The sequence below is a fragment of the Pseudomonas baetica genome, from assembly GCF_051216495.1.
Classification (GTDB): Bacteria; Pseudomonadota; Gammaproteobacteria; order Pseudomonadales; family Pseudomonadaceae; genus Aquipseudomonas; species Aquipseudomonas baetica_B.
The window spans coordinates 1-18144 of the sequence record NZ_JBPKAM010000022.1 but is presented as its reverse complement, the minus strand read 5'-3'; the positions used below and the strand labels follow the sequence as shown (position 1 = coordinate 18144).

The window sequence follows — 18144 nt, the reverse complement described above, 5'->3', positions numbered from 1 at the left end:
CGGCCAGCCATCTTGTCATTCAATCCCCCTGTTTGATGACCTTGCAAGACAGAGTGATGTCGTTTTTCCCCACAGGACTGCTAGCATCGGGTGAAGAGACCCTCCCGATCAGGCCACAACGTCAGGTTGCCCATGCTCGAGACTGCAGCACTGCCACGGAAAGCATCGCTGTCCCCGCCGCTGGATACGCGGTACCAGGTCGAAACACCGGAAGGCATCGACTTGCCCCTGCGCCCGGCCGGGCTGATGGTTCGCGCGGTGGCCTTTTCCATTGATCTGGCATTGCGCGGTTTGATCCTTGGTCTGCTGTTCATTGCCCTGGCGATGCTGGGCAAGCTCGGCGCGGGGCTGGGCTCGTTGCTGATCTTCGGCGTGAGCTGGTGGTACATGGTGTTGTTTGAAGTGCTCAACCAGGGCCGCTCACCGGGCAAGCAGTGGATGGGCTTGCGTGTGGTGCAGGACGATGGCACCCCCATTGGCTGGTCCGCATCGCTGCTGCGTAACCTGCTACGCTTTGTCGATCTGCTGCCGTTCGGTTACTTCCTCGGGGCCATCAGTTGTTTGCAACATCCTGGATTCAAACGCCTGGGCGATCTTGCTGCCGGCACGCTGGTGATCTACCGCGAACACCCACTCAACCGACCGCAGCTGCCGCCCGCCCAACCGCGTCGTCCAGTCTTCTCCCTGACACCGAGCGAGCAACGCGCCATCCTCGGGTTCGCCGAGCGACAGACTGAACTTTCAGCTGACAGAGTCAATGAACTCGCTTCGATCCTCGCGCAGCCATTGCAGGTTCCAGCGCCACACGCCGTGGCCGAACTCAATGGCATCGCCCGTGGCCTGTTGGGTCCGGCATGAAGCAAAGTCTATTCGAACATCGGCACATGGCCGAATGGGAGCAGTTTGACGCCCTGCTGGAACGGCTGGAGCGGGACAGAAACGCCAAAGGGACCGACAGTTTTCCCGGCGATTACCGGCGCATCTGCCAACACCTGGCGCTGGCCCGGGAGCGCGGTTACAGCAGCTTCCTCATTGACTCGTTGCAGCAACAAGTCCTGCGCGGGCATCAACAACTGTATCGCCACCGAAGCCGGCTGGGTGCCAATGTGTTGGCGTTCATCCTCGCGGACTTCCCCCGGCTGGTGCGCGAACAATGGCCTTTCGTGCTTGCCGCCAGCCTGATGTTTTTCGGCAGCCTGATCGGTTTCGCCGTGCTGGTTTATCTGGTTCCGGACCTGGTCTACAACCTGATTCCCGCCGAACAGGTCAACGACATGCAAAACATGTATGACCCCGACTCCGGTCACCTGGGGCGCTCCGCACAGCGGGCGGCCAGCGAAGACTGGGTGATGTTCGGCTACTACATCATGCATAACATCGGCATCGCCTTTCAGACATTCGCCAGCGGTTTGCTGTTTGGCCTGGGCAGTGCGTTTTTCCTGTTCTTCAACGGTTTGATGATCGGCGCGGTGGCCGGGCACCTGACACACATCGGCTACGGGCAGACCTTCTGGTCTTTCGTGATCGGCCATGGCGCCTTCGAATTGACCGCCATTGCCCTGGCCGGTGCCGCCGGCCTGCAACTGGGCTGGGCGTTGATTGCGCCGGGACGCCTGCCACGTGCCGAGGCCTTGCGCCTGGCAGCGCACAAGAGTGTGCTGTTGATTTGCGGGGTCATGCTGTTTCTACTGATTGCCGCGTTTATCGAAGCTTATTGGTCGTCGATGACGACGCCGGCGCCCATGACCAAATACCTGGTCGGAGCGCTGCTCTGGTTGTCGGTCGCGGTTTATTTGCTGTTTGCCGGACGGGTTCGTCATGCGCCTGAGTGATGCCACCGTGGTGATCCGCCCGCGCCCCACCTGGGAAGCCATGGACCTTGGGGTGCTGTTGAGCCAGCGCCACCGGCGACTGCTAATGAGCAGTTGGGCCATTGTGACCTTGCCAGTGTTTGCGCTGCTGACCTGGATGTTCTGGGAGTCGCCCTCTCTCGCGGTGTTCATCTTCTGGTGGCTGAAACCGGCCTTCGAGCGCCTGCCGCTGTACATCCTGTCCAAAACCCTGTTTGGTGAAACGCCCACTTTGAAACAGGCGCTTTGCCAATGGCCGCGACTGCTCAAGCCACAGCTGCTGGCCAGCCTGACCTGGCGACGGCTGAGCCTGAGTCGCAGCTTTCTACTGCCCGTGGTGCAACTCGAAGGCCTGTCGGGTGAGGCGCGACAACAGCGCTTGCAGGTGTTGTTGCAGCGCGACGCCGGCGCGGCCCGATGGTTGACGCTGATTGGCGTGCACCTGGAAACCGCTCTGTGGATCGGACTGATGGTGCTGTTCTATCTGCTCCTGCCGCAACAAGTGGCCCTGGACTGGAGCTGGCAGTCGCTGATCACCGCCGCCACCCAGGACTGGCGGTGGTTGGAACACCTGACTAACGTCTTTTACGCTCTGGTGCTGATGGTTTGGGAACCGATCTATGTGGCCTGCGGCTTCAGTCTCTATCTGAACCGGCGCACCGTGCTGGAAGCCTGGGACATCGAACTGGTGTTCCGTCGGTTGCGCCAACGCTTGAGCAGCGCAGCCGTCACGCTATTAATGGCAGCGATCCTGCTGATGCCCACGGGGCAACACACCTTGGCTGCCGAGCCAGTCATTTCACCCGACAGTCCGCGCTTGCTGAAACAACCATTGACCAGTCAGGCGTCCCGGGAAGGCATCAAGGCAATCCTCGATCAACCACCGTTCAAGAACAAGGAAACGGTGACCCGCTATCGATTTGGCGAAGACAACGCCACCACCGAAACGTCGGAAGACGGCCACACACCGGACTGGCTGAAGGCGCTGTTCGGGCTGTTTGACAGCCAGCGTTTCGGCGTCATGGCCTCCTTGATCGAAGTCATGCTGTGGGGCACCGTGATCGCTGCCGTCGGTCTGTTGATCTGGCGATACCGCGATTGGCTACAGGCCTTTGTCAACCGTCGCCTAACTCCCGCTAAAAAAGCCACACGACCGATACCACAACAGGTCTTCGGACTGGACATCGATCGCGAAACCTTGCCCGCCGACATCGCCGCCACCGCCGAAAGCCTCTGGCAAACCCAACCCCGGGAAGCGCTGGGATTGCTCTATCGCGCCCTGCTCAGCCACTTGTTGCACGACTTCAACATTGCGCTGAAAGACGCCGACACTGAAGGCCAGGTGCTGGAGCGCGTCGAGCAATTGCACCAACCGGCACTGCTGAACTTCAGCCAACACCTGACCCGGCACTGGCAAAACATGGCCTACGGGCATCGCCTGCCCGCCGCACACTTGCAACGGGAGCTGTGTGATGGCTGGCGCACCTTGTTCGGCCCGGGAGCACACCGTTGAACCGGCGCGCCTGGCCGATGATGCTCGGCGTGTTGCTCGCCGTGCTGCTGGCTGCATTGAGTATCTGGTTGTACTTCAAGGCCACGCCTTACACGGCTGAAATCGATCACGGCCCCTCGCCCGAAGCCCAGGCCAACCCTTACCTGGCCGCCGAACATTTCCTGCGCAAACAGGGCCTGTCCGTCAGCCATGCCAACAGCCTCGACATCCTGCCCAGCCTGGAACCGCACCAGCGCAGCCTTTTGCTGCTGGGGGACCGCTACAACATGACACCACGGCAGATCGATCAGGTCATGAACTGGACCCGAGCCGGCGGTCGACTATTGTTTGTCGCGCAGTCGTTGTGGGACGAAAAGGCCGGGCAGAGCAATGATCTGCTGCTCGACCGGGTGCAGTTGCACCAATTCTTGAGCAAAAATCTCAAGGACCCTCCGCCCGGCAATGAAAACGGCAGTGGCCAAGACCCCTATCCGAAACTGACCAAGCTGTATCTGGAAAACGAAGACGCACCGGCCTACGCCAGCTTCGATACCGCGTTCCATCTGGAAGACCCGAAAAACCTTGCCCAGTCCTGGGCCAACAGCGCCAGGGCCACACACATGATGCAGCTGGATTACGGGCGTGGTTCGATCATCGTGGTGACCGATGCCGACCTGTGGAAAACCCCGGCCATCGACCAATACGACAATGCCTGGCTGCTCTGGTATTTGACGGCGGACTCAAGCGTGACCCTGCTGTATGACACCGAGCACGACAGCCTGTGGACGTTGTTGCAGCGCTACTTCCCCCAGGCACTGGTCGCCTTGATTGCCTTGATCGGCCTGAGTCTTTGGCATGCCGGCGTGCGCCACGGACCATTACAGGAGCCAGCGCCGAAAGCACGTCGACAACTGCAGGAGCATCTGCGCGCCAGTGCCGATTTCCTGTTGCGCCGCAATGGACAACACAGCCTTTTGCAAGCGCTGCAGCAGGACATTCTGCGCCGTGTCCGCCACCGTCACCCGGGGTATGACCAACTCGGCGTCGCCGAACAATGGCGGGTGCTTGCACGCCTGACCGGCCAGCCCACACTCGCTATCAGCCAGGCTATGAGCCTGCGACCGAAGCAGCGACTTTCCAGCGCTGAATTCAGCCGTCAGGTCGTGCATCTGCAAACCTTGAGGAATGCCTTATGAATGGACCGATCGAGCCCGATGCCTCCAGCCATGCCGCCACGCAAAGGCAGCGTGCCAGTCAGTTGGCTCAAGCGATTCGTGGTGAACTGCAAAAGGCCGTGATCGGCCAAAACAGCGTGATCGACGATGTGCTCACGGCATTGATTGCCGGTGGCCACGTGTTGCTCGAAGGTGTCCCGGGGCTGGGCAAGACCCTGCTGGTGCGGGCGCTGGCTCGCTGCTTCAGCGGTGAATTCGCACGCATCCAGTTCACCCCGGACCTGATGCCCAGCGACGTCACCGGCCACGCGGTGTACGACTTGCAGACCGAGCAATTCAAACTGCGCAAGGGGCCGTTGTTCACCAACCTGTTATTGGCCGACGAGATCAACCGCGCCCCGGCGAAAACCCAGGCTGCGCTGCTCGAAGCCATGCAGGAGCGCCAAGTGACGCTCGAAGGCCGTGCCCTGCCCATCGCGCAACCGTTCATGGTGCTGGCCACGCAGAACCCCATCGAACAGGAAGGCACTTACCCGTTGCCAGAGGCCGAGCTGGACCGCTTCATGCTCAAGGTGCGCATGGACTACCCCGATGCCGGGCAGGAGCTGAACATGGTGCGCCAGGTCAGTCGCTCAACCCGCGCCGACATGCTCGACGTGCAGCCGCTGCGCACGGTGTTGCAGGCCAAGGACGTGCTGGCCTTGCAGCGAATCGCCAGTGATCTGCCGCTGGATGATCAAGTACTCGATTACGCCGTGCGTCTGGCCCGTACTACTCGAAGCTGGCCCGGCCTGACGCTGGGTGCCGGGCCCCGGGCCTCGATCGCGCTGGTGCGTTGCGCGAGAGCACGGGCCTTGTTGCGCGGTGGCGAGTTTGTGATTCCGGACGACATAAAAAACTGTGCGCTGGCGGTGCTGCGTCATCGAGTGCGCATTGCGCCAGAGTTGGATATCGAAGGGCTGGAGGTGGATCAGGTGTTGCGACAGCTACTCGATCAAGTGCCGGCGCCGCGCCTGTGAAACCCTCCATGCCAAACACAAACCTTGTGGCGAGGGAGCTTGTTCCCGCTGGGGTTCGAAGCAGCCCAAAAACCAGGCGACGAGTGATTCCAGATACACCGTATTCAACTGTTTTACGACTGCTGCGCAGCCGAACGGGAGCAAGCTCCCTCGCCACAAAATCGCTTTTTTCCTCCATCGGTGTCAGGCGATGAAACCGACGCGTCTGCTATTACTCTGGCTCGCCTTGCTGCTGACCATCGGCATCGTGCTGGGCGCCTTGCAGGCGCTGGAATTTGCAGTGCCAGCGTATTTGTCGCGAATCAACTGGGGCCTGCTTTTAGCGCTGCTGACCCTGGCGCTGCTCGATGCCATCCGCGTCAAACGTCTGCCCTCGCCCCGTCTGAAACGAAACATGCCCGGCAGCCTGGCCCTGGGACGCTGGAGTGAAGTACGACTGGAGCTCGAGCATGACTTTACCCAGCCACTGGAGCTGACACTCTTCGATCATGTTCCGGGCGGTCTGAGCTTCGAAAATCTGCCACTAAAGGTGTCATTGCAGTCCGGCCAGCGCAGCCTGACCGCTTATCGCCTGCGCCCGCTCAAACGCGGTCACTTCAGTTTCGAACACTGCGAAATAAACCTGCCGGGGCCACTGGGCCTGTGGACCGACAAACGCCTGCTGAACGTAGCCGATCACACCCGTGTCTATCCCGACTTCGCCCACCTTTACGGCGGCCAGCTATTGGCCGTGGATAACTGGCTCAGCCAGCTCGGCGTGCGTCAGCGCCAGCGTCGTGGTCAAGGGTTGGAGTTTCATCAACTGCGCGAATTTCGCGAAGGCGACAGTCTGCGGCAAATCGACTGGAAAGCCACTGCCCGCCAACGTACGCCGATTGCCCGGGAGTACCAGGATGAACGCGACCAGCAGATCATGTTCATGCTCGATTGCGGTCGTCGCATGCGCAGCCAGGACGGTGAGCTGGCGCATTTCGACCATGCACTCAATGCCTGCCTGCTGCTGAGCTACGTTGCGCTGCGCCAGGGTGATGCGGTCGGCTTGTGTACCTTTGCCAGCGATCAATCGTGCTACCTCGCCCCGGTCAAGGGCAGTGGGCAACTCAACGTCCTGCTCAACACGGTCTACGACTTGAATAGCAGCCCCCGCAGCGCTGACTATCAAGCCGCCATCACCCAACTGCTCGCCCGACAAAAACGCCGGGCGTTGGTGGTGCTGATGACCAACCTGCGGGACGAGGACGATGAAGAACTGCTGACCGCCGTCAAACGCCTGAGCACACAACATCGGGTGCTGGTCGCCAGCCTGCGCGAAGAGGTGCTCGATCATCTGAGGGAAACACCGGTGCAGACCTTCCCCGAGGCGCTGATTTATTGCGGGACGGTGGAGTTCCTGAATGCTCGGGCTGAACTGCATGAGCGGTTAAAGGCGCATGGTGTTCCTGTGCTGGATGCGCGGCCCGGGGAGTTGGGTACGCAACTGGTGACGCAATACTTGAGCTGGAAGCGCAGTGGCAGTGTTTGATCCGTTAGTTGGATTTTCATCGACTGAGATGACGCCTTCGCGAGCAGGCTCGCTCCCACAGGGGATTTTTGATGTACACCTATCAACTGTGGGAGCGAGCCTGCTCGCGAAGCTTTTAATGCTTCTTTTCAGGCCGATGCGGGCAACGTCTGAAAACTGAAGTACTGCTTCAACGCCCGCACCAGTTGCCCATATTCCGGCGGTGCCCGTTGCAGGCTGAAACCGGCGTCATAGTGGTGAGGGGTGGCGTCTTCATGGCACCACAGGCAGCACGCACGCAGGTCGATGACCTGTTGGCACCCATCGCTGCCGGGGATTTTCAGGCGCAAATCGAAGTCCACGCCGATCATCATCGGCAGTTGGCTGATCAGCATCAGCCCATCTTCGGAAACATTGCCCAGAAAGCCGATGGGTTTGTCGGTGACGCTGTTGAACACTTTCAGAAAATACGGCAGTTGATGCCGCTCGATCCGGCGGTCAGTGAACATGCTGAATTCGCTACGCAAGGCCCTTAAGCAGGGCCGCACTAATGCTTCGGAACAGGCCAGCCTGCTTACATACCCAAGCATGAGCGGCCCGCTCTCCCCGATCCTGGTGCGACAGTCCATCAATCGCTGTCGCTTACTCCTGCCGATCACAGGTGTTGCGTCAGTTTAGAAATAAAGCTCTAAAACGGACTATTCGACTATAGCTCACCACCGCCGGTCGGCCAGCCATTGGATGACGAGCAGCATCAGAACTGCGTCGGACGTACCGCTGCGGCACTGCGCATCGGGTAATGCCCCAGGCTCGCCAGGGTTTCCAGGCGGGCACGGGCGCGGTAGGCGTACTCGCTTTGCGGATACGAGGCGATGATGAATTGATAAGTCTGAGCGGCATCGATAAACATTTTCTGCCGTTCCAGGCACTGACCGCGCATCATCGACACTTCCGGCCACACGTAAGGTCGTGCGCGGCTGGCGCGTTCGACTTTGGACAATTCGAGCATGACCTGCTCGCAGTTGCCCCGGTCATAGGCGCTGTAGGCCAGGTTCAAATGATGGTTCATCGAAAAACGGGTGCAGCCCGTGACACTGATGAGGGCAAGGGCGGCAATGAGCACGAATCGCATGGGAGATCTCCTGTCTTGAACGCTGTATCGACCCGTGGGCGGAAATCTTCAGGCTGTCTGGCGCAAAGTTGCGCCCCTCAATTGCAGAGTTCAATAAAGAAAGCGAAAACAAAGCTCTTCGAAAAAAGTAGTGCATATGAACAATGACTACACCTGCGGAGCATAGTAGCCTCACTCAGCGCTTGAACTCAGGAGTCTTTGCATGTCCGTCCGTCGTACCAAAATCGTCGCTACCCTTGGCCCGGCCAGTAACTCGCCGGAAGTTCTCGAACAGCTGATTCTGGCTGGCCTGGACGTCGCCCGCCTGAACTTCTCCCACGGCACCCCCGACGAGCACAAGGCTCGCGCGAAGCTGGTGCGTGACCTGGCCGCCAAGCACGGTCGCTTCGTCGCCCTGCTGGGTGACCTGCAAGGCCCGAAAATCCGTATCGCCAAATTCGCCAACAAGCGCATCGAGCTGAAGATCGGTGACCAATTCACCTTCTCCACCAGCCATCCGCTGACCGAAGGCAACCAGCAAGTGGTCGGCATCGACTACCCGGACCTGGTCAAGGACTGCGGTGTGGGCGACGAGCTGCTGCTCGACGACGGTCGCGTGGTGATGCGCGTCGATACCGCCACCGCCACCGAACTGCACTGCACCGTGACCATCGGCGGCCCGCTGTCGGACCACAAAGGCATCAACCGTCGCGGTGGCGGCCTGACTGCGCCCGCCCTGACAGAAAAAGACAAGGCCGACATCAAGCTCGCCGCCGAAATGGACCTGGACTACCTGGCCGTGTCCTTCCCGCGTGACGCCGCCGACATGCAGTACGCCCGTCAACTGCGCGACGAGGCCGGCGGTACCGCCTGGCTGGTGGCGAAGATCGAACGCGCCGAAGCGGTGGCCGACGACGAAACCCTCGATGGCCTGATCCAGGCGTCCGACGCGGTGATGGTTGCCCGTGGTGACCTGGGTGTGGAAATCGGCGATGCCGAGCTGGTGGGCATCCAGAAGAAAATCATTCTGCACGCACGCCGCAACAACAAGGCGGTGATCGTCGCGACCCAGATGATGGAGTCGATGATCCAGAACCCGATGCCGACCCGTGCCGAAGTGTCCGACGTGGCCAACGCCGTGCTCGACTACACCGACGCCGTGATGCTCTCTGCCGAGTCCGCCGCCGGCGCCTATCCGCTGGAAGCGGTGCAGGCCATGGCGCGAATCTGCATCGGCGCTGAAAAGCACCCGACCAGCAAGACCTCCAGCCACCGCATCGGCAAGGAGTTCCAGCGCTGCGACGAGAGCATCGCCCTGGCCACCATGTACACGGCCAACCACTTCCCGGGCGTGAAGGCGATCATCGCCCTGACCGAAAGTGGCTACACCCCGCTGATCATGTCGCGCATCCGCTCCTCGGTGCCGATCTATGCGTTCACCCCGCACCGCGAAGCCCAGGCTCGCGCGGCGATGTTCCGTGGCGTGTACACCATTCCATTCGACCCGGCCTCTCTGGCGCCGAATGAAGTCAGCCAGAAAGCCATCGACGAGCTGGTCAAGCGCGGCGTAGTGCAGAAAGGCGACTGGGTCATCCTGACCAAGGGCGACAGCTACCACACCACCGGTGGCACCAACGGCATGAAGATCCTGCACGTTGGCGATCCTCAGGTCTGAGTGACCGGTTGCTGAAAAACAAAAGCCCTGCCATGTGAATGGCGGGGCTTTTTGTTTTTTGATCCTGAAGATGTGTTGCCTATGCGGACCTCTTCGCGAGCAGGCTCGCTCCCACAGTAGACAGGTGTAAGCCGCACACTTGTGGGAGCGAGCCTGCTCGCGAAAAAGCTGGTTCAATCACCGCAAATTTCAATGCCTGTTGATAAACCCCGCCAACGCCGCCATCGCCTCCGGCGAACGCAACCGCTGGGTGAACAAGGCGCCCTCTTCTTCAATGACCTTTCTCAGCAACTCCCGGTCCGGGGCTTTCATCAGTTGCTTGCTGATGCGCACCGCCTCCGGTGGCAAGGATTCGAACCGCAGGGCCATCTCGCGCGCCTTGGCCAAGGCCTCTTCGCCACTGCCCAAGGCTTCGGATGCAATACCCCAGGCGGCCGCCTGTTCACCATTGAACCCTTCGCCGAGCAACAACAACTCAGCCGCTTTGGCCTGACCGAGCAGGCGTGGCAGGATCAGGCTGGAGCCGAATTCCGGGCAAAGCCCAAGATTGACGAACGGCATGCGCAAACGCGCGTCACGGCTGACGTACACCAGATCGCAATGCAGCAACAGCGTCGTGCCGATGCCCACCGCCGCACCGGCCACGGCAGCGATCACCGGTTTGCGGCATCCGAGCAAGTTGAGCATGAAGTGGAACACCGGGCTGTCGAGGTTGCCCGGTGGCTGCTGGATGAAATCAGCGATGTCGTTGCCGGCCGTGAAGCACTCACTGGACCCGGTGATCAGCACCGCATTGATTTCAGGGTCGCTGTCGGCCTGCTTCAGCGCTTCGGCCAAGTGGCTGTACATGGCACGGGTCAGGGCGTTTTTCTTCTCGGGGCGATTGAGGCGCAGGGTCAACAGGCCGTGTTCGCGTTCAATCTGGATGGCATCGGTCATGGTCGGTCTCGCATCTGAAAGTCAGCGCTCAACCACGGGGCAGGAAGACATCGGCCAGCAGTTGATTGCGCGGCAATCCCGCCAGATACAAGCGTCGGGCAAAGGCATCGACACTGTCGGGGGCTCCGCAGAGTAGGGCCTGGGTTTGCCGGGAAACAAGCCGCAGTTGCGCCAAAGCCGCTGGCAACTCGGCCGAGGTCCACAGTTCGATACTCAGGTTCGGACGGCTGGCGGCCATGGCCTGCAAGGGTTTGGCCAGATAATGCTCATTGGCATCATGGGCCAGGTGAATAACGCGGATGGGCCCCTGGTGATCCTGGCGCAAGGCTTCTCGCAATACGCCGAACAGCGGCCCCAACCCGGTGCCGGAGGCCATCAGCCATAACGGCCGGGTGTGCCAGTCCGGGTCGTAGTGCAAGGCTCCGCCGCGTAACTCGCCCAAACGGATCGGATCGCTAACCTTCAGCAAACGTGCTGCATCGCTGAACGCCCCTGGCATCCGACAATCGAGATGGAACTCAAGGAAACGGTCGTCTTCGGGCAGGCTGGCGAGGGAATAGGGCCGCGCGATGTGGCCGGTCCACAATACCAGGTGCTGGCCGGCGCTGTAGCGCAACGGACGTTGGGGCGTCAGGCGCAAACGCAGGACGCTGTCGCTCAGCCAATCGACGGCAGCCACCTCGGCCGGGCGGCCATCCTGTTGCGGGTCGAAGGTATGCACTTGCAAGTCCTCGACCACCTGGCATTGGCAAGCCAGGCGCCAGCCTTGCTGACGCTGCTCCGCGCCCAAAGCATCGGGACGGTTGTCGCTCGGCAGCCCTTGCACGCATTGCACCAGGCAGGCATGGCAACTGCCGGCGCGGCAGCTATAGGGTACTGCCACGCCGTTTTGATTCAGGGCGTCGAGCAGATTGCTGCCCGCCGCCACCGACCAGTGGCGATCGCCGACTCGCAAATCAGGCATCGACGTTTTCCCACGCCGCCGCGCAACGGTTGCGCCCGTCGCGCTTGGCGCGATACAGCGCCTGATCGGCCCGCTGCAAGGCATCGTCGAGGTCGTCCCCCGGTTCCAGCAAGGTCATGCCCGCAGACAGACTGAGGTTGCGCACATTCAGACCGATCAACTCGACATCGGTGAACGCGATGCGCAGCCGTTCGCAACACGAGGTCAGGCTGTCGGCATTGCAATCGGGGAGCAGGACCACGAACTCCTCGCCGCCGTAGCGGGCCAGGACGTCACCGTCACGCAAGCAAGCGGTGGCCACGCCAGCAAAGGCTTGCAGCACCTGATCGCCGGCGGCATGACCGTGCAGGTCGTTGATGCGTTTGAAATGGTCGAGGTCGATCAACGCCAGGCCGTGCGCCACGCCTGCGTCCATGGCATTGAGCTCGCGGGAGGCCAGGCGCAGGAAATGCCGACGATTGAACAGGCCGGTCAATTCGTCGGTAGCGACCAGATCTTCGAGCTGACGCATCATTCCGCGCAGCGTGTCCTGGTGCGCCTGCAACGCAAAGCGCCGCTGACGCATGCGGTGTCGCGAGGCTTGAACATAACCGGCATAGAGCACCAGCCAAACCAGCACGATCAACAGCACGCACACCTGCAACGCCGCCAGGGCCGGATCGGGCAGCTGGAAGTGATAGCCCTCCCACAGCGTGATCGCGCTGAAACTGAAGAACACCAGCAAGGCACAGCGCAGGAATGAGCGCCGGGACAGGTGAAACAGCCCGAACAGCAGGATCAATACATAAAAAACCAGGAACGCCCCGCGCGCGTCATCCAGATGGGCAATCAGCCAGGTTTGCCAACCCACACCCAGCAATACCTGGGCTTCGGTCAGGCTGGGGTCGGCGAAACGCAGATTGCAGCCGGTATAGAACACCGCGAACAAGGTCGCCTGGCTGATCACCACCAACGCGCTGCCAATGGCCATGCCCGCCAGCGAGTCCTGATAGTGATCGGTAAAAAACGCCAGCCACACCAACAGCAGTGCCAGGGCGTAAGTGCCGGCCGCGAGGGCAAAACGTTTGATCAGCAATCGTTGGATGGCGTTATGGGTCAATCGTTGACTCACCGAATGAAAGGAGACTGATAGAGCGTCCTACTCTACAGACTGAGTGTCACTTTAGTGGCGTGGCCGATAAATGACCATCCAATTTTCAGGGACGAACATCCGTCGGCAAGTCCACTGTCCGATATGCGACCAACGATTGACTACCGGCGGGTGTGCCCTTGAGCGAGCCGAGGTATACTGCCGCGCCTTTTTAGCCAGAAGAGCAGCTGCAAGCTTTAAGCTTCAAGCAGCAAGCTCAGAGCAGTACTCATACAGCTTCATCTTGCCGCTTGTGGCTTGAAGCTCGTAGCTGCCCCATAGAATGTTCCCGTCTTTTAGAGGAGCGCGACTCATGACCGTGATCAAGCAAGACGACCTGATTCAGAGCGTTGCCGACGCCCTGCAATTCATTTCCTACTACCACCCCGTGGATTTCATCCAGGCGATGCACGAGGCCTACCTGCGCGAAGAATCGCCAGCAGCCCGTGACTCCATGGCACAGATCCTGATCAACTCGCGCATGTGCGCCACGGGCCACCGTCCGATCTGCCAGGACACCGGCATCGTGACCGTGTTTGTCCGCGTGGGCATGGACGTGCGTTGGGATGGCGCGACCATGAGTCTGGACGACATGATCAACGAAGGCGTGCGTCGCGCCTACAACCTGCCGGAGAACGTCCTGCGTGCTTCGATCCTCGCCGACCCGGCGGGTGCTCGCAAGAACACCAAGGACAACACCCCTGCCGTTATCCACTACTCCATCGTTCCGGGTAACACCGTGGAAGTGGACGTGGCAGCCAAGGGCGGCGGTTCCGAGAACAAGTCGAAAATGGCCATGCTCAACCCGTCCGACTCGATCGTCGACTGGGTGCTCAAGACCGTTCCGACCATGGGTGCCGGCTGGTGCCCACCGGGCATGCTGGGCATCGGTATCGGCGGCACCGCCGAGAAAGCCGCGGTGATGGCCAAGGAAGTGTTGATGGAATCCATCGACATCCACGAGCTGAAGGCTCGCGGCCCACAGAATCGCATCGAAGAAATGCGTCTGGAGCTGTTCGAGAAGGTCAACCAGCTGGGCATCGGTGCCCAGGGCCTCGGTGGCCTGACCACCGTGCTCGACGTGAAGATCATGGACTACCCGACCCACGCCGCGTCCTTGCCGGTGTGCATGATCCCGAACTGCGCCGCCACCCGTCACGCGCACTTCGTGCTCGACGGTTCCGGCCCGGCCTCGCTGGAAGCGCCACCGCTGGACGCCTACCCGGAAATCGTCTGGGAAGCCGGCCCGTCGGCCCGTCGCGTCAACCTCGATACCCTGACGCCGGAAGAAGTGCAAAGCTGGAAGCCGGGAGAAACCATCCTGCTCAACGGCAAGATGCTCACCGGTCGCGATGCCGCGCACAAGCGCATGGTCGAGATGCTGAACAAGGGTGAATCCCTGCCGGTGGACCTCAAGGGTCGCTTCATCTATTACGTCGGCCCGGTCGATCCGGTTCGCGAAGAAGTGGTTGGCCCTGCGGGTCCGACAACGGCTACGCGGATGGACAAGTTCACCCGTCAGATCCTCGAGCAAACCGGCCTGCTGGGCATGATCGGCAAATCCGAGCGCGGCCCGACCGCTATCGACGCGATCAAGGACCACAAGGCCGTTTACCTGATGGCCGTGGGCGGCGCCGCTTACCTGGTGGCGCAAGCGATCAAGAAGTCCAGCGTGGTGGCGTTCGCCGAGCTGGGCATGGAAGCGATCTACGAGTTCGAAGTCAAAGACATGCCCGTGACTGTTGCCGTCGACAGCAAGGGCGAGTCGGTACACATCACCGGTCCTGCCATCTGGCAGCAAAAGATCAGTGAAAGCCTGGCCGTCGAAGTGCAGTAAGCGCTTCGATTGACCGAAAAAGGCGACCGGGCTAACCCTGTCGCCTTTTTTTTTGCCTCCTGCCCCTGTAGGAACGAGCTTGCTCGCGAAGAACGCATGGACAACACGGGCTGTCTGATACCCCGTGTTATCGTTGACGTCCATCGCGAGCAAGCTCGCTCCTACAGGGGGTGATGGGATGTCAGCAAAGACCCATGTTATGGTGCGCCCCCTCCGTACCCATGTGTAATGCCTGCATGTTCTTGTCATCCCGCCCCCTGCGCCTGACGCTCTATACCTTGGTGATCATCGCTGGTGCCGTCATCGCCGCCACTCTGGCCATGCGCCATAGCGTGCGCCAGTCCATGGTCGAAGACGCAGCCCGGGCCAACCAGCAATTGGCGCTGTACGCCACATCCCTGCATACCTTGATCGAGCGCTACCGTGCCCTGCCCTCGGTGCTGGCACTGGACCCGCAATTGCGCGACGCGCTCAAAGGCCCGGTGAGCCCTGGGCAACAGGACGTGCTGAATCGAAAACTGGAAAAAATCAACGGTGCCGCCGAGTCCTCGACCCTGGAATTGCTTGATCGCACCGGTCTCGCCGTGGCCGCGAGCAACTGGCGCTTGCCCAGCAGTTACGTCGGCCACAACTACGGCTTTCGCCCCTATTTCAACCAGACCCGCACCCAAGGCACCGGCCGCTTTTATGCCGTGGGGGTGACCAGCGGCATTCCGGGTTATTTCTTGTCCAGCGCCGTGACCAACGACGACGGGCAATTTCTCGGCGCCATGGTGGTGAAACTGGAGTTTCCGGAGCTGGAGCGCGAATGGCGGCAGGGCAACGACACGCTGCTGGTCAGCGACGCCCGCGGGATCATCTTCATCGCCAACCAGCCAGGCTGGCGCTATCGCCACTTGAAACCGCTGAGCGACAGCGATCACGCCGAACTCAAGGCCACCCGTCAGTATGACAAGCAGCCACTGACGCCCCTTGAGTCCCAATCGCTGCGCCATTTCGACGACAACAGCGAGTTGGCACGGGTCAAGGGTCCGGACGGCTCTGCCGATTACTTGTGGGAATCCCTGCCGCTGGCCGCCGAAGGCTGGACGCTGCACCTGCTGCGCCGCCCGCAAGTCACCCTCCAAGACAGCCGCAACGCCGCCCTCGCCGCCCTCGCCGCCGCCGGATTGTGGCTGACCCTGGTGTTTCTGTTGCTGTTTCTCAACCAGCGCTGGCGACTGGCCAAATTGCGCCAGCGCAGCCGCGAGGAGCTAGAACAGCTAGTGGAGGCGCGCACCCGAGAATTGCGCACTGCCCAGGACAGTCTGGTGCAATCGGCCAAGCTCGCCGCCCTCGGGCAAATGTCGGCGGCATTGGCTCACGAAATCAACCAACCGCTGACCGCGCAACGCATGCAGCTGGCCACGCTGAGGCTGCTGCTCGATCACGGCCGGGTCGATGAAGCGTACAAGGCTCTCAAACCGGTGGATGACATGCTGACGCGCATGGCAGCCCTCACCGGCCACCTGAAGACCTTCGCCCGCAAAAGCCCCAGCGGCTTACGCGAACGCCTGGACCTGGCAACGGTGATCGACCAGTCGCTGCAACTGCTCGACACACGGTTGCGCGACGAACAGGTCAGCACCGTGCTGCATCTGACGCGCCCGGCCTGGGTGCGCGGCGATGCGATCCGCCTGGAGCAGGTGCTGATAAACCTGCTGCGCAATGCCTTGGACGCCATGCAAGACAAACCCTGCAAGCGCCTGGAAATCCGACTCGAAGCCGAAGAACAAAGTTGGCGATTGAGCGTCATCGACAACGGCAGCGGCATTGCAGAGGAAGATCTGCCCAAGGTGTTCGATCCGTTTTTCACCACCAAACCGGTGGGCGATGGTTTGGGTATTGGCCTGGCGGTTTCTTTCGCTATCGTTCACGAATCAGGCGGTCGCCTGACGGCCGACAATCACGCCAATGGCGCGGTGTTTACCTTGATCTTACCCATCGATCCGGAGGCCAATGGCTCATGCTGAATTCAGTGATGGTGGTCGACGATGAAAGCAGCATCCGCAGCGCCGTGGAGCAATGGCTGAGCCTGTCGGGGTTCGAAGTGCAACTGTTCAGCCGTGCCGACGAGTGCCTGGCACAGCTGCCAAAGCATTTTGCCGGGGTGATCCTCAGCGATGTGCGCATGCCCGGAATGACCGGCCTGGAACTGTTGGCCGAGGTGCAGCGGCGCGATGCCGATCTGCCAGTGATCCTGCTGACCGGCCATGGCGATGTGCCGATGGCCGTCGAAGCCATGCGTGATGGCGCCTACGACTTTCTCGAAAAGCCCTTCAGCCCCGAAACCCTGCTCGGCAGCCTTCGCCGCGCACTGGACAAGCGTCGGCTGGTCCTGGAAAACCGCGCCCTGCACGAACAGGCCGATAACCGGGCCAAACTCGATGCCACACTGCTCGGTGTCTCCCGAGGCTTGCAGACTTTGCGCGGGCAAGTGCTGGACCTGGCAGCACTGCCGGTCAACGTACTGATCCGTGGCGAAACCGGCAGCGGCAAGGAACTGGTTGCCCGTTGCCTGCACGACTTCGGACCGCGGGCCGACAAACCCTTTGTCGCTCTGAACTGCGCGGCCATCCCGGAACAACTCTTTGAGGCCGAACTGTTCGGCCACGAAAGTGGCGCATTCACCGGCGCCCAGGGCAAGCGCATCGGCAAGCTCGAATACGCCGACGGCGGTACGCTGTTTCTCGATGAAATCGAAAGCATGCCTCTGGCGCAGCAGGTGAAATTGTTGCGCGTACTGCAAGAACAAAAGCTGGAGCGCCTGGGTTCGAACCAGAGCATCCGCGTGGACCTGCGCATCATTGCCGCGACCAAGCCGGACTTGCTCGATGAAGCCCGGGCCGGACGTTTTCGCGAGGACTTGGCCTATCGCCTGAACGTCGCCGAGCTGCGCCTGCCGCCGTTGCGCGACCGTCGCGAAGACATTCCATTACTGTACGAATCGTTCGCCCGCAACGCCGCCGAGCGACTGGGTCGCTCATTCTCACCCTTGAGCGGCCCACAGCTGAGCCATCTGCTGAACCACGATTGGCCGGGCAATGTGCGTGAACTGGCCAACATGGCCGAACGCCAGGTCCTGGGGCTTGGCGAGCCCGTTCCTGCAGGCATCGAACCCGGGCAGTCACTGGCCGCGCAACAGGAAGCCTTTGAAGCGCAATGCCTGCGCGCGGCGCTCACCCGGCACAAGGGTGACGTCAAGGCGGTGCTTGAAGAACTGCAACTGCCGCGTCGCACGTTCAATGAAAAGATGCAGCGGCATGGGCTCGCCAGAGAGATGTTCTTGTAGCGTCTGAAAGGGCCTCGTTGGGGGGGGGGGGGGGGGCCCACAACGTGTGGGGGGGGGAAAATCCCATGGGGGGGGGGGCTCTGGTATACACGGCGGGGGCACCACCCCACACCCTCCCACC

15 protein-coding genes are annotated in these 18144 nt (G+C 61.2%); 10 read left to right on the top strand and 5 right to left on the bottom strand.

The window, feature by feature from the left end; translation table 11 throughout:
* Positions 1-132 precede the first annotated feature (132 nt).
* The 6 genes from ACSFE6_RS10725 to ACSFE6_RS10700 all read left to right on the top strand — a co-directional run bounded on the left by ACSFE6_RS10725 (position 133) and on the right by ACSFE6_RS10700 (position 7058).
* Entirely contained in the window at positions 133-858 is a 726-nt protein-coding gene (locus tag ACSFE6_RS10725; protein WP_435427570.1) for an RDD family protein, read from the top strand.
* Positions 855-1832: a stage II sporulation protein M gene (locus ACSFE6_RS10720; RefSeq protein WP_435427569.1), complete on the top strand. Its 978-nt coding sequence runs from the start codon at positions 855-857 to the stop codon at positions 1830-1832. Before ACSFE6_RS10725 ends, ACSFE6_RS10720 begins: the two co-directional genes overlap by 4 nt.
* A complete protein-coding gene (locus ACSFE6_RS10715; protein ID WP_435427568.1) occupies positions 1819-3363 on the top strand; it encodes a DUF4129 domain-containing protein in 1545 nt (514 codons plus the stop codon). Before ACSFE6_RS10720 ends, ACSFE6_RS10715 begins: the two co-directional genes overlap by 14 nt.
* Positions 3364-3380: 17 nt before the next feature.
* Positions 3381-4538, top strand: coding sequence for a DUF4350 domain-containing protein (locus ACSFE6_RS10710; RefSeq protein WP_435427606.1), 1158 nt, complete (start codon positions 3381-3383; stop codon positions 4536-4538).
* Positions 4535-5536 (top strand): AAA family ATPase, encoded by a 1002-nt coding sequence (locus ACSFE6_RS10705; protein WP_435427567.1) that lies wholly within the window; start codon positions 4535-4537, stop codon positions 5534-5536. The genes ACSFE6_RS10710 and ACSFE6_RS10705 overlap by 4 nt, the downstream gene beginning before the upstream one ends.
* A gap of 190 nt (positions 5537-5726) precedes the next feature.
* Entirely contained in the window at positions 5727-7058 is a 1332-nt protein-coding gene (locus ACSFE6_RS10700) for a DUF58 domain-containing protein (protein ID WP_435427566.1), read from the top strand.
* Positions 7059-7186: 128 nt separating this feature from the next.
* Here ACSFE6_RS10700 and ACSFE6_RS10695 read toward each other — a convergent pair whose 3' ends face one another.
* Positions 7187-7546, bottom strand: coding sequence for a PilZ domain-containing protein (locus tag ACSFE6_RS10695; RefSeq protein WP_435427565.1), 360 nt, complete (start codon positions 7544-7546; stop codon positions 7187-7189).
* Positions 7547-7791: 245 nt separating this feature from the next.
* Positions 7792-8169, bottom strand: a complete 378-nt coding sequence (locus ACSFE6_RS10690; protein ID WP_435427564.1) for a tetratricopeptide repeat protein — start codon at positions 8167-8169, stop codon at positions 7792-7794.
* Positions 8170-8371: 202 nt separating this feature from the next.
* Here ACSFE6_RS10690 and pyk point away from each other — a divergent pair, with 202 nt between their 5' ends.
* On the top strand, positions 8372-9823 hold the full coding sequence (gene pyk, locus ACSFE6_RS10685) for a pyruvate kinase (protein WP_435427563.1): 1452 nt from the start codon (positions 8372-8374) through the stop codon (positions 9821-9823).
* Positions 9824-10012: 189 nt separating this feature from the next.
* Here the strand turns inward: pyk and ACSFE6_RS10680 are convergent, their stop codons facing one another.
* From ACSFE6_RS10680 to ACSFE6_RS10670, 3 genes are read right to left on the bottom strand one after another with little or no spacing between them, the layout of a single operon-like run.
* Positions 10013-10762 carry an enoyl-CoA hydratase-related protein gene (locus tag ACSFE6_RS10680; protein ID WP_435427562.1) on the bottom strand — a complete coding sequence of 250 codons (750 nt, stop codon included), beginning with the start codon at positions 10760-10762 and terminating at the stop codon, positions 10013-10015.
* A gap of 28 nt (positions 10763-10790) precedes the next feature.
* Entirely contained in the window at positions 10791-11726 is a 936-nt protein-coding gene (locus ACSFE6_RS10675; protein ID WP_435427561.1) for an iron-sulfur-binding ferredoxin reductase, read from the bottom strand.
* A complete protein-coding gene (locus ACSFE6_RS10670; protein WP_435427560.1) occupies positions 11719-12825 on the bottom strand; it encodes a diguanylate cyclase domain-containing protein in 1107 nt (368 codons plus the stop codon). The genes ACSFE6_RS10675 and ACSFE6_RS10670 overlap by 8 nt, the downstream gene beginning before the upstream one ends.
* Before the next feature lie 343 nt (positions 12826-13168).
* Here ACSFE6_RS10670 and ACSFE6_RS10665 point away from each other — a divergent pair, with 343 nt between their 5' ends.
* The 3 genes from ACSFE6_RS10665 to ACSFE6_RS10655 all read left to right on the top strand — a co-directional run bounded on the left by ACSFE6_RS10665 (position 13169) and on the right by ACSFE6_RS10655 (position 18023).
* Positions 13169-14692, top strand: coding sequence for a fumarate hydratase (locus ACSFE6_RS10665; RefSeq protein ID WP_110964653.1), 1524 nt, complete (start codon positions 13169-13171; stop codon positions 14690-14692).
* A 236-nt stretch (positions 14693-14928) separates the two neighbouring features.
* A complete protein-coding gene (locus ACSFE6_RS10660) occupies positions 14929-16704 on the top strand; it encodes a sensor histidine kinase (protein WP_435427559.1) in 1776 nt (591 codons plus the stop codon).
* Positions 16698-18023 (top strand): sigma-54-dependent transcriptional regulator, encoded by a 1326-nt coding sequence (locus tag ACSFE6_RS10655; RefSeq protein WP_435427558.1) that lies wholly within the window; start codon positions 16698-16700, stop codon positions 18021-18023. Before ACSFE6_RS10660 ends, ACSFE6_RS10655 begins: the two co-directional genes overlap by 7 nt.
* The last annotated feature ends 121 nt before the right edge of the window (positions 18024-18144 follow it).

What these genes read in the sequence shown, in the direction of transcription:
- ACSFE6_RS10725 (WP_435427570.1), top strand. Translation starts at nt 133, where the DNA reads ATGCTCGAGACTGCAGCACTGCCACGGAAAGCATCGCTGTCCCCGCCG.
- ACSFE6_RS10720 (WP_435427569.1), top strand. Translation starts at nt 855, where the DNA reads ATGAAGCAAAGTCTATTCGAACATCGGCACATGGCCGAATGGGAGCAG.
- ACSFE6_RS10715 (WP_435427568.1), top strand. Translation starts at nt 1,819, where the DNA reads ATGCGCCTGAGTGATGCCACCGTGGTGATCCGCCCGCGCCCCACCTGG.
- ACSFE6_RS10710 (WP_435427606.1), top strand. Translation starts at nt 3,381, where the DNA reads ATGATGCTCGGCGTGTTGCTCGCCGTGCTGCTGGCTGCATTGAGTATC.
- ACSFE6_RS10705 (WP_435427567.1), top strand. Translation starts at nt 4,535, where the DNA reads ATGAATGGACCGATCGAGCCCGATGCCTCCAGCCATGCCGCCACGCAA.
- ACSFE6_RS10700 (WP_435427566.1), top strand. Translation starts at nt 5,727, where the DNA reads ATGAAACCGACGCGTCTGCTATTACTCTGGCTCGCCTTGCTGCTGACC.
- ACSFE6_RS10695 (WP_435427565.1), bottom strand. Translation starts at nt 7,546, where the DNA reads ATGTTCACTGACCGCCGGATCGAGCGGCATCAACTGCCGTATTTTCTG.
- ACSFE6_RS10690 (WP_435427564.1), bottom strand. Translation starts at nt 8,169, where the DNA reads ATGCGATTCGTGCTCATTGCCGCCCTTGCCCTCATCAGTGTCACGGGC.
- pyk (WP_435427563.1), top strand. Translation starts at nt 8,372, where the DNA reads ATGTCCGTCCGTCGTACCAAAATCGTCGCTACCCTTGGCCCGGCCAGT.
- ACSFE6_RS10680 (WP_435427562.1), bottom strand. Translation starts at nt 10,762, where the DNA reads ATGACCGATGCCATCCAGATTGAACGCGAACACGGCCTGTTGACCCTG.
- ACSFE6_RS10675 (WP_435427561.1), bottom strand. Translation starts at nt 11,726, where the DNA reads ATGCCTGATTTGCGAGTCGGCGATCGCCACTGGTCGGTGGCGGCGGGC.
- ACSFE6_RS10665 (WP_110964653.1), top strand. Translation starts at nt 13,169, where the DNA reads ATGACCGTGATCAAGCAAGACGACCTGATTCAGAGCGTTGCCGACGCC.
- ACSFE6_RS10660 (WP_435427559.1), top strand. Translation starts at nt 14,929, where the DNA reads ATGTTCTTGTCATCCCGCCCCCTGCGCCTGACGCTCTATACCTTGGTG.
- ACSFE6_RS10655 (WP_435427558.1), top strand. Translation starts at nt 16,698, where the DNA reads ATGCTGAATTCAGTGATGGTGGTCGACGATGAAAGCAGCATCCGCAGC.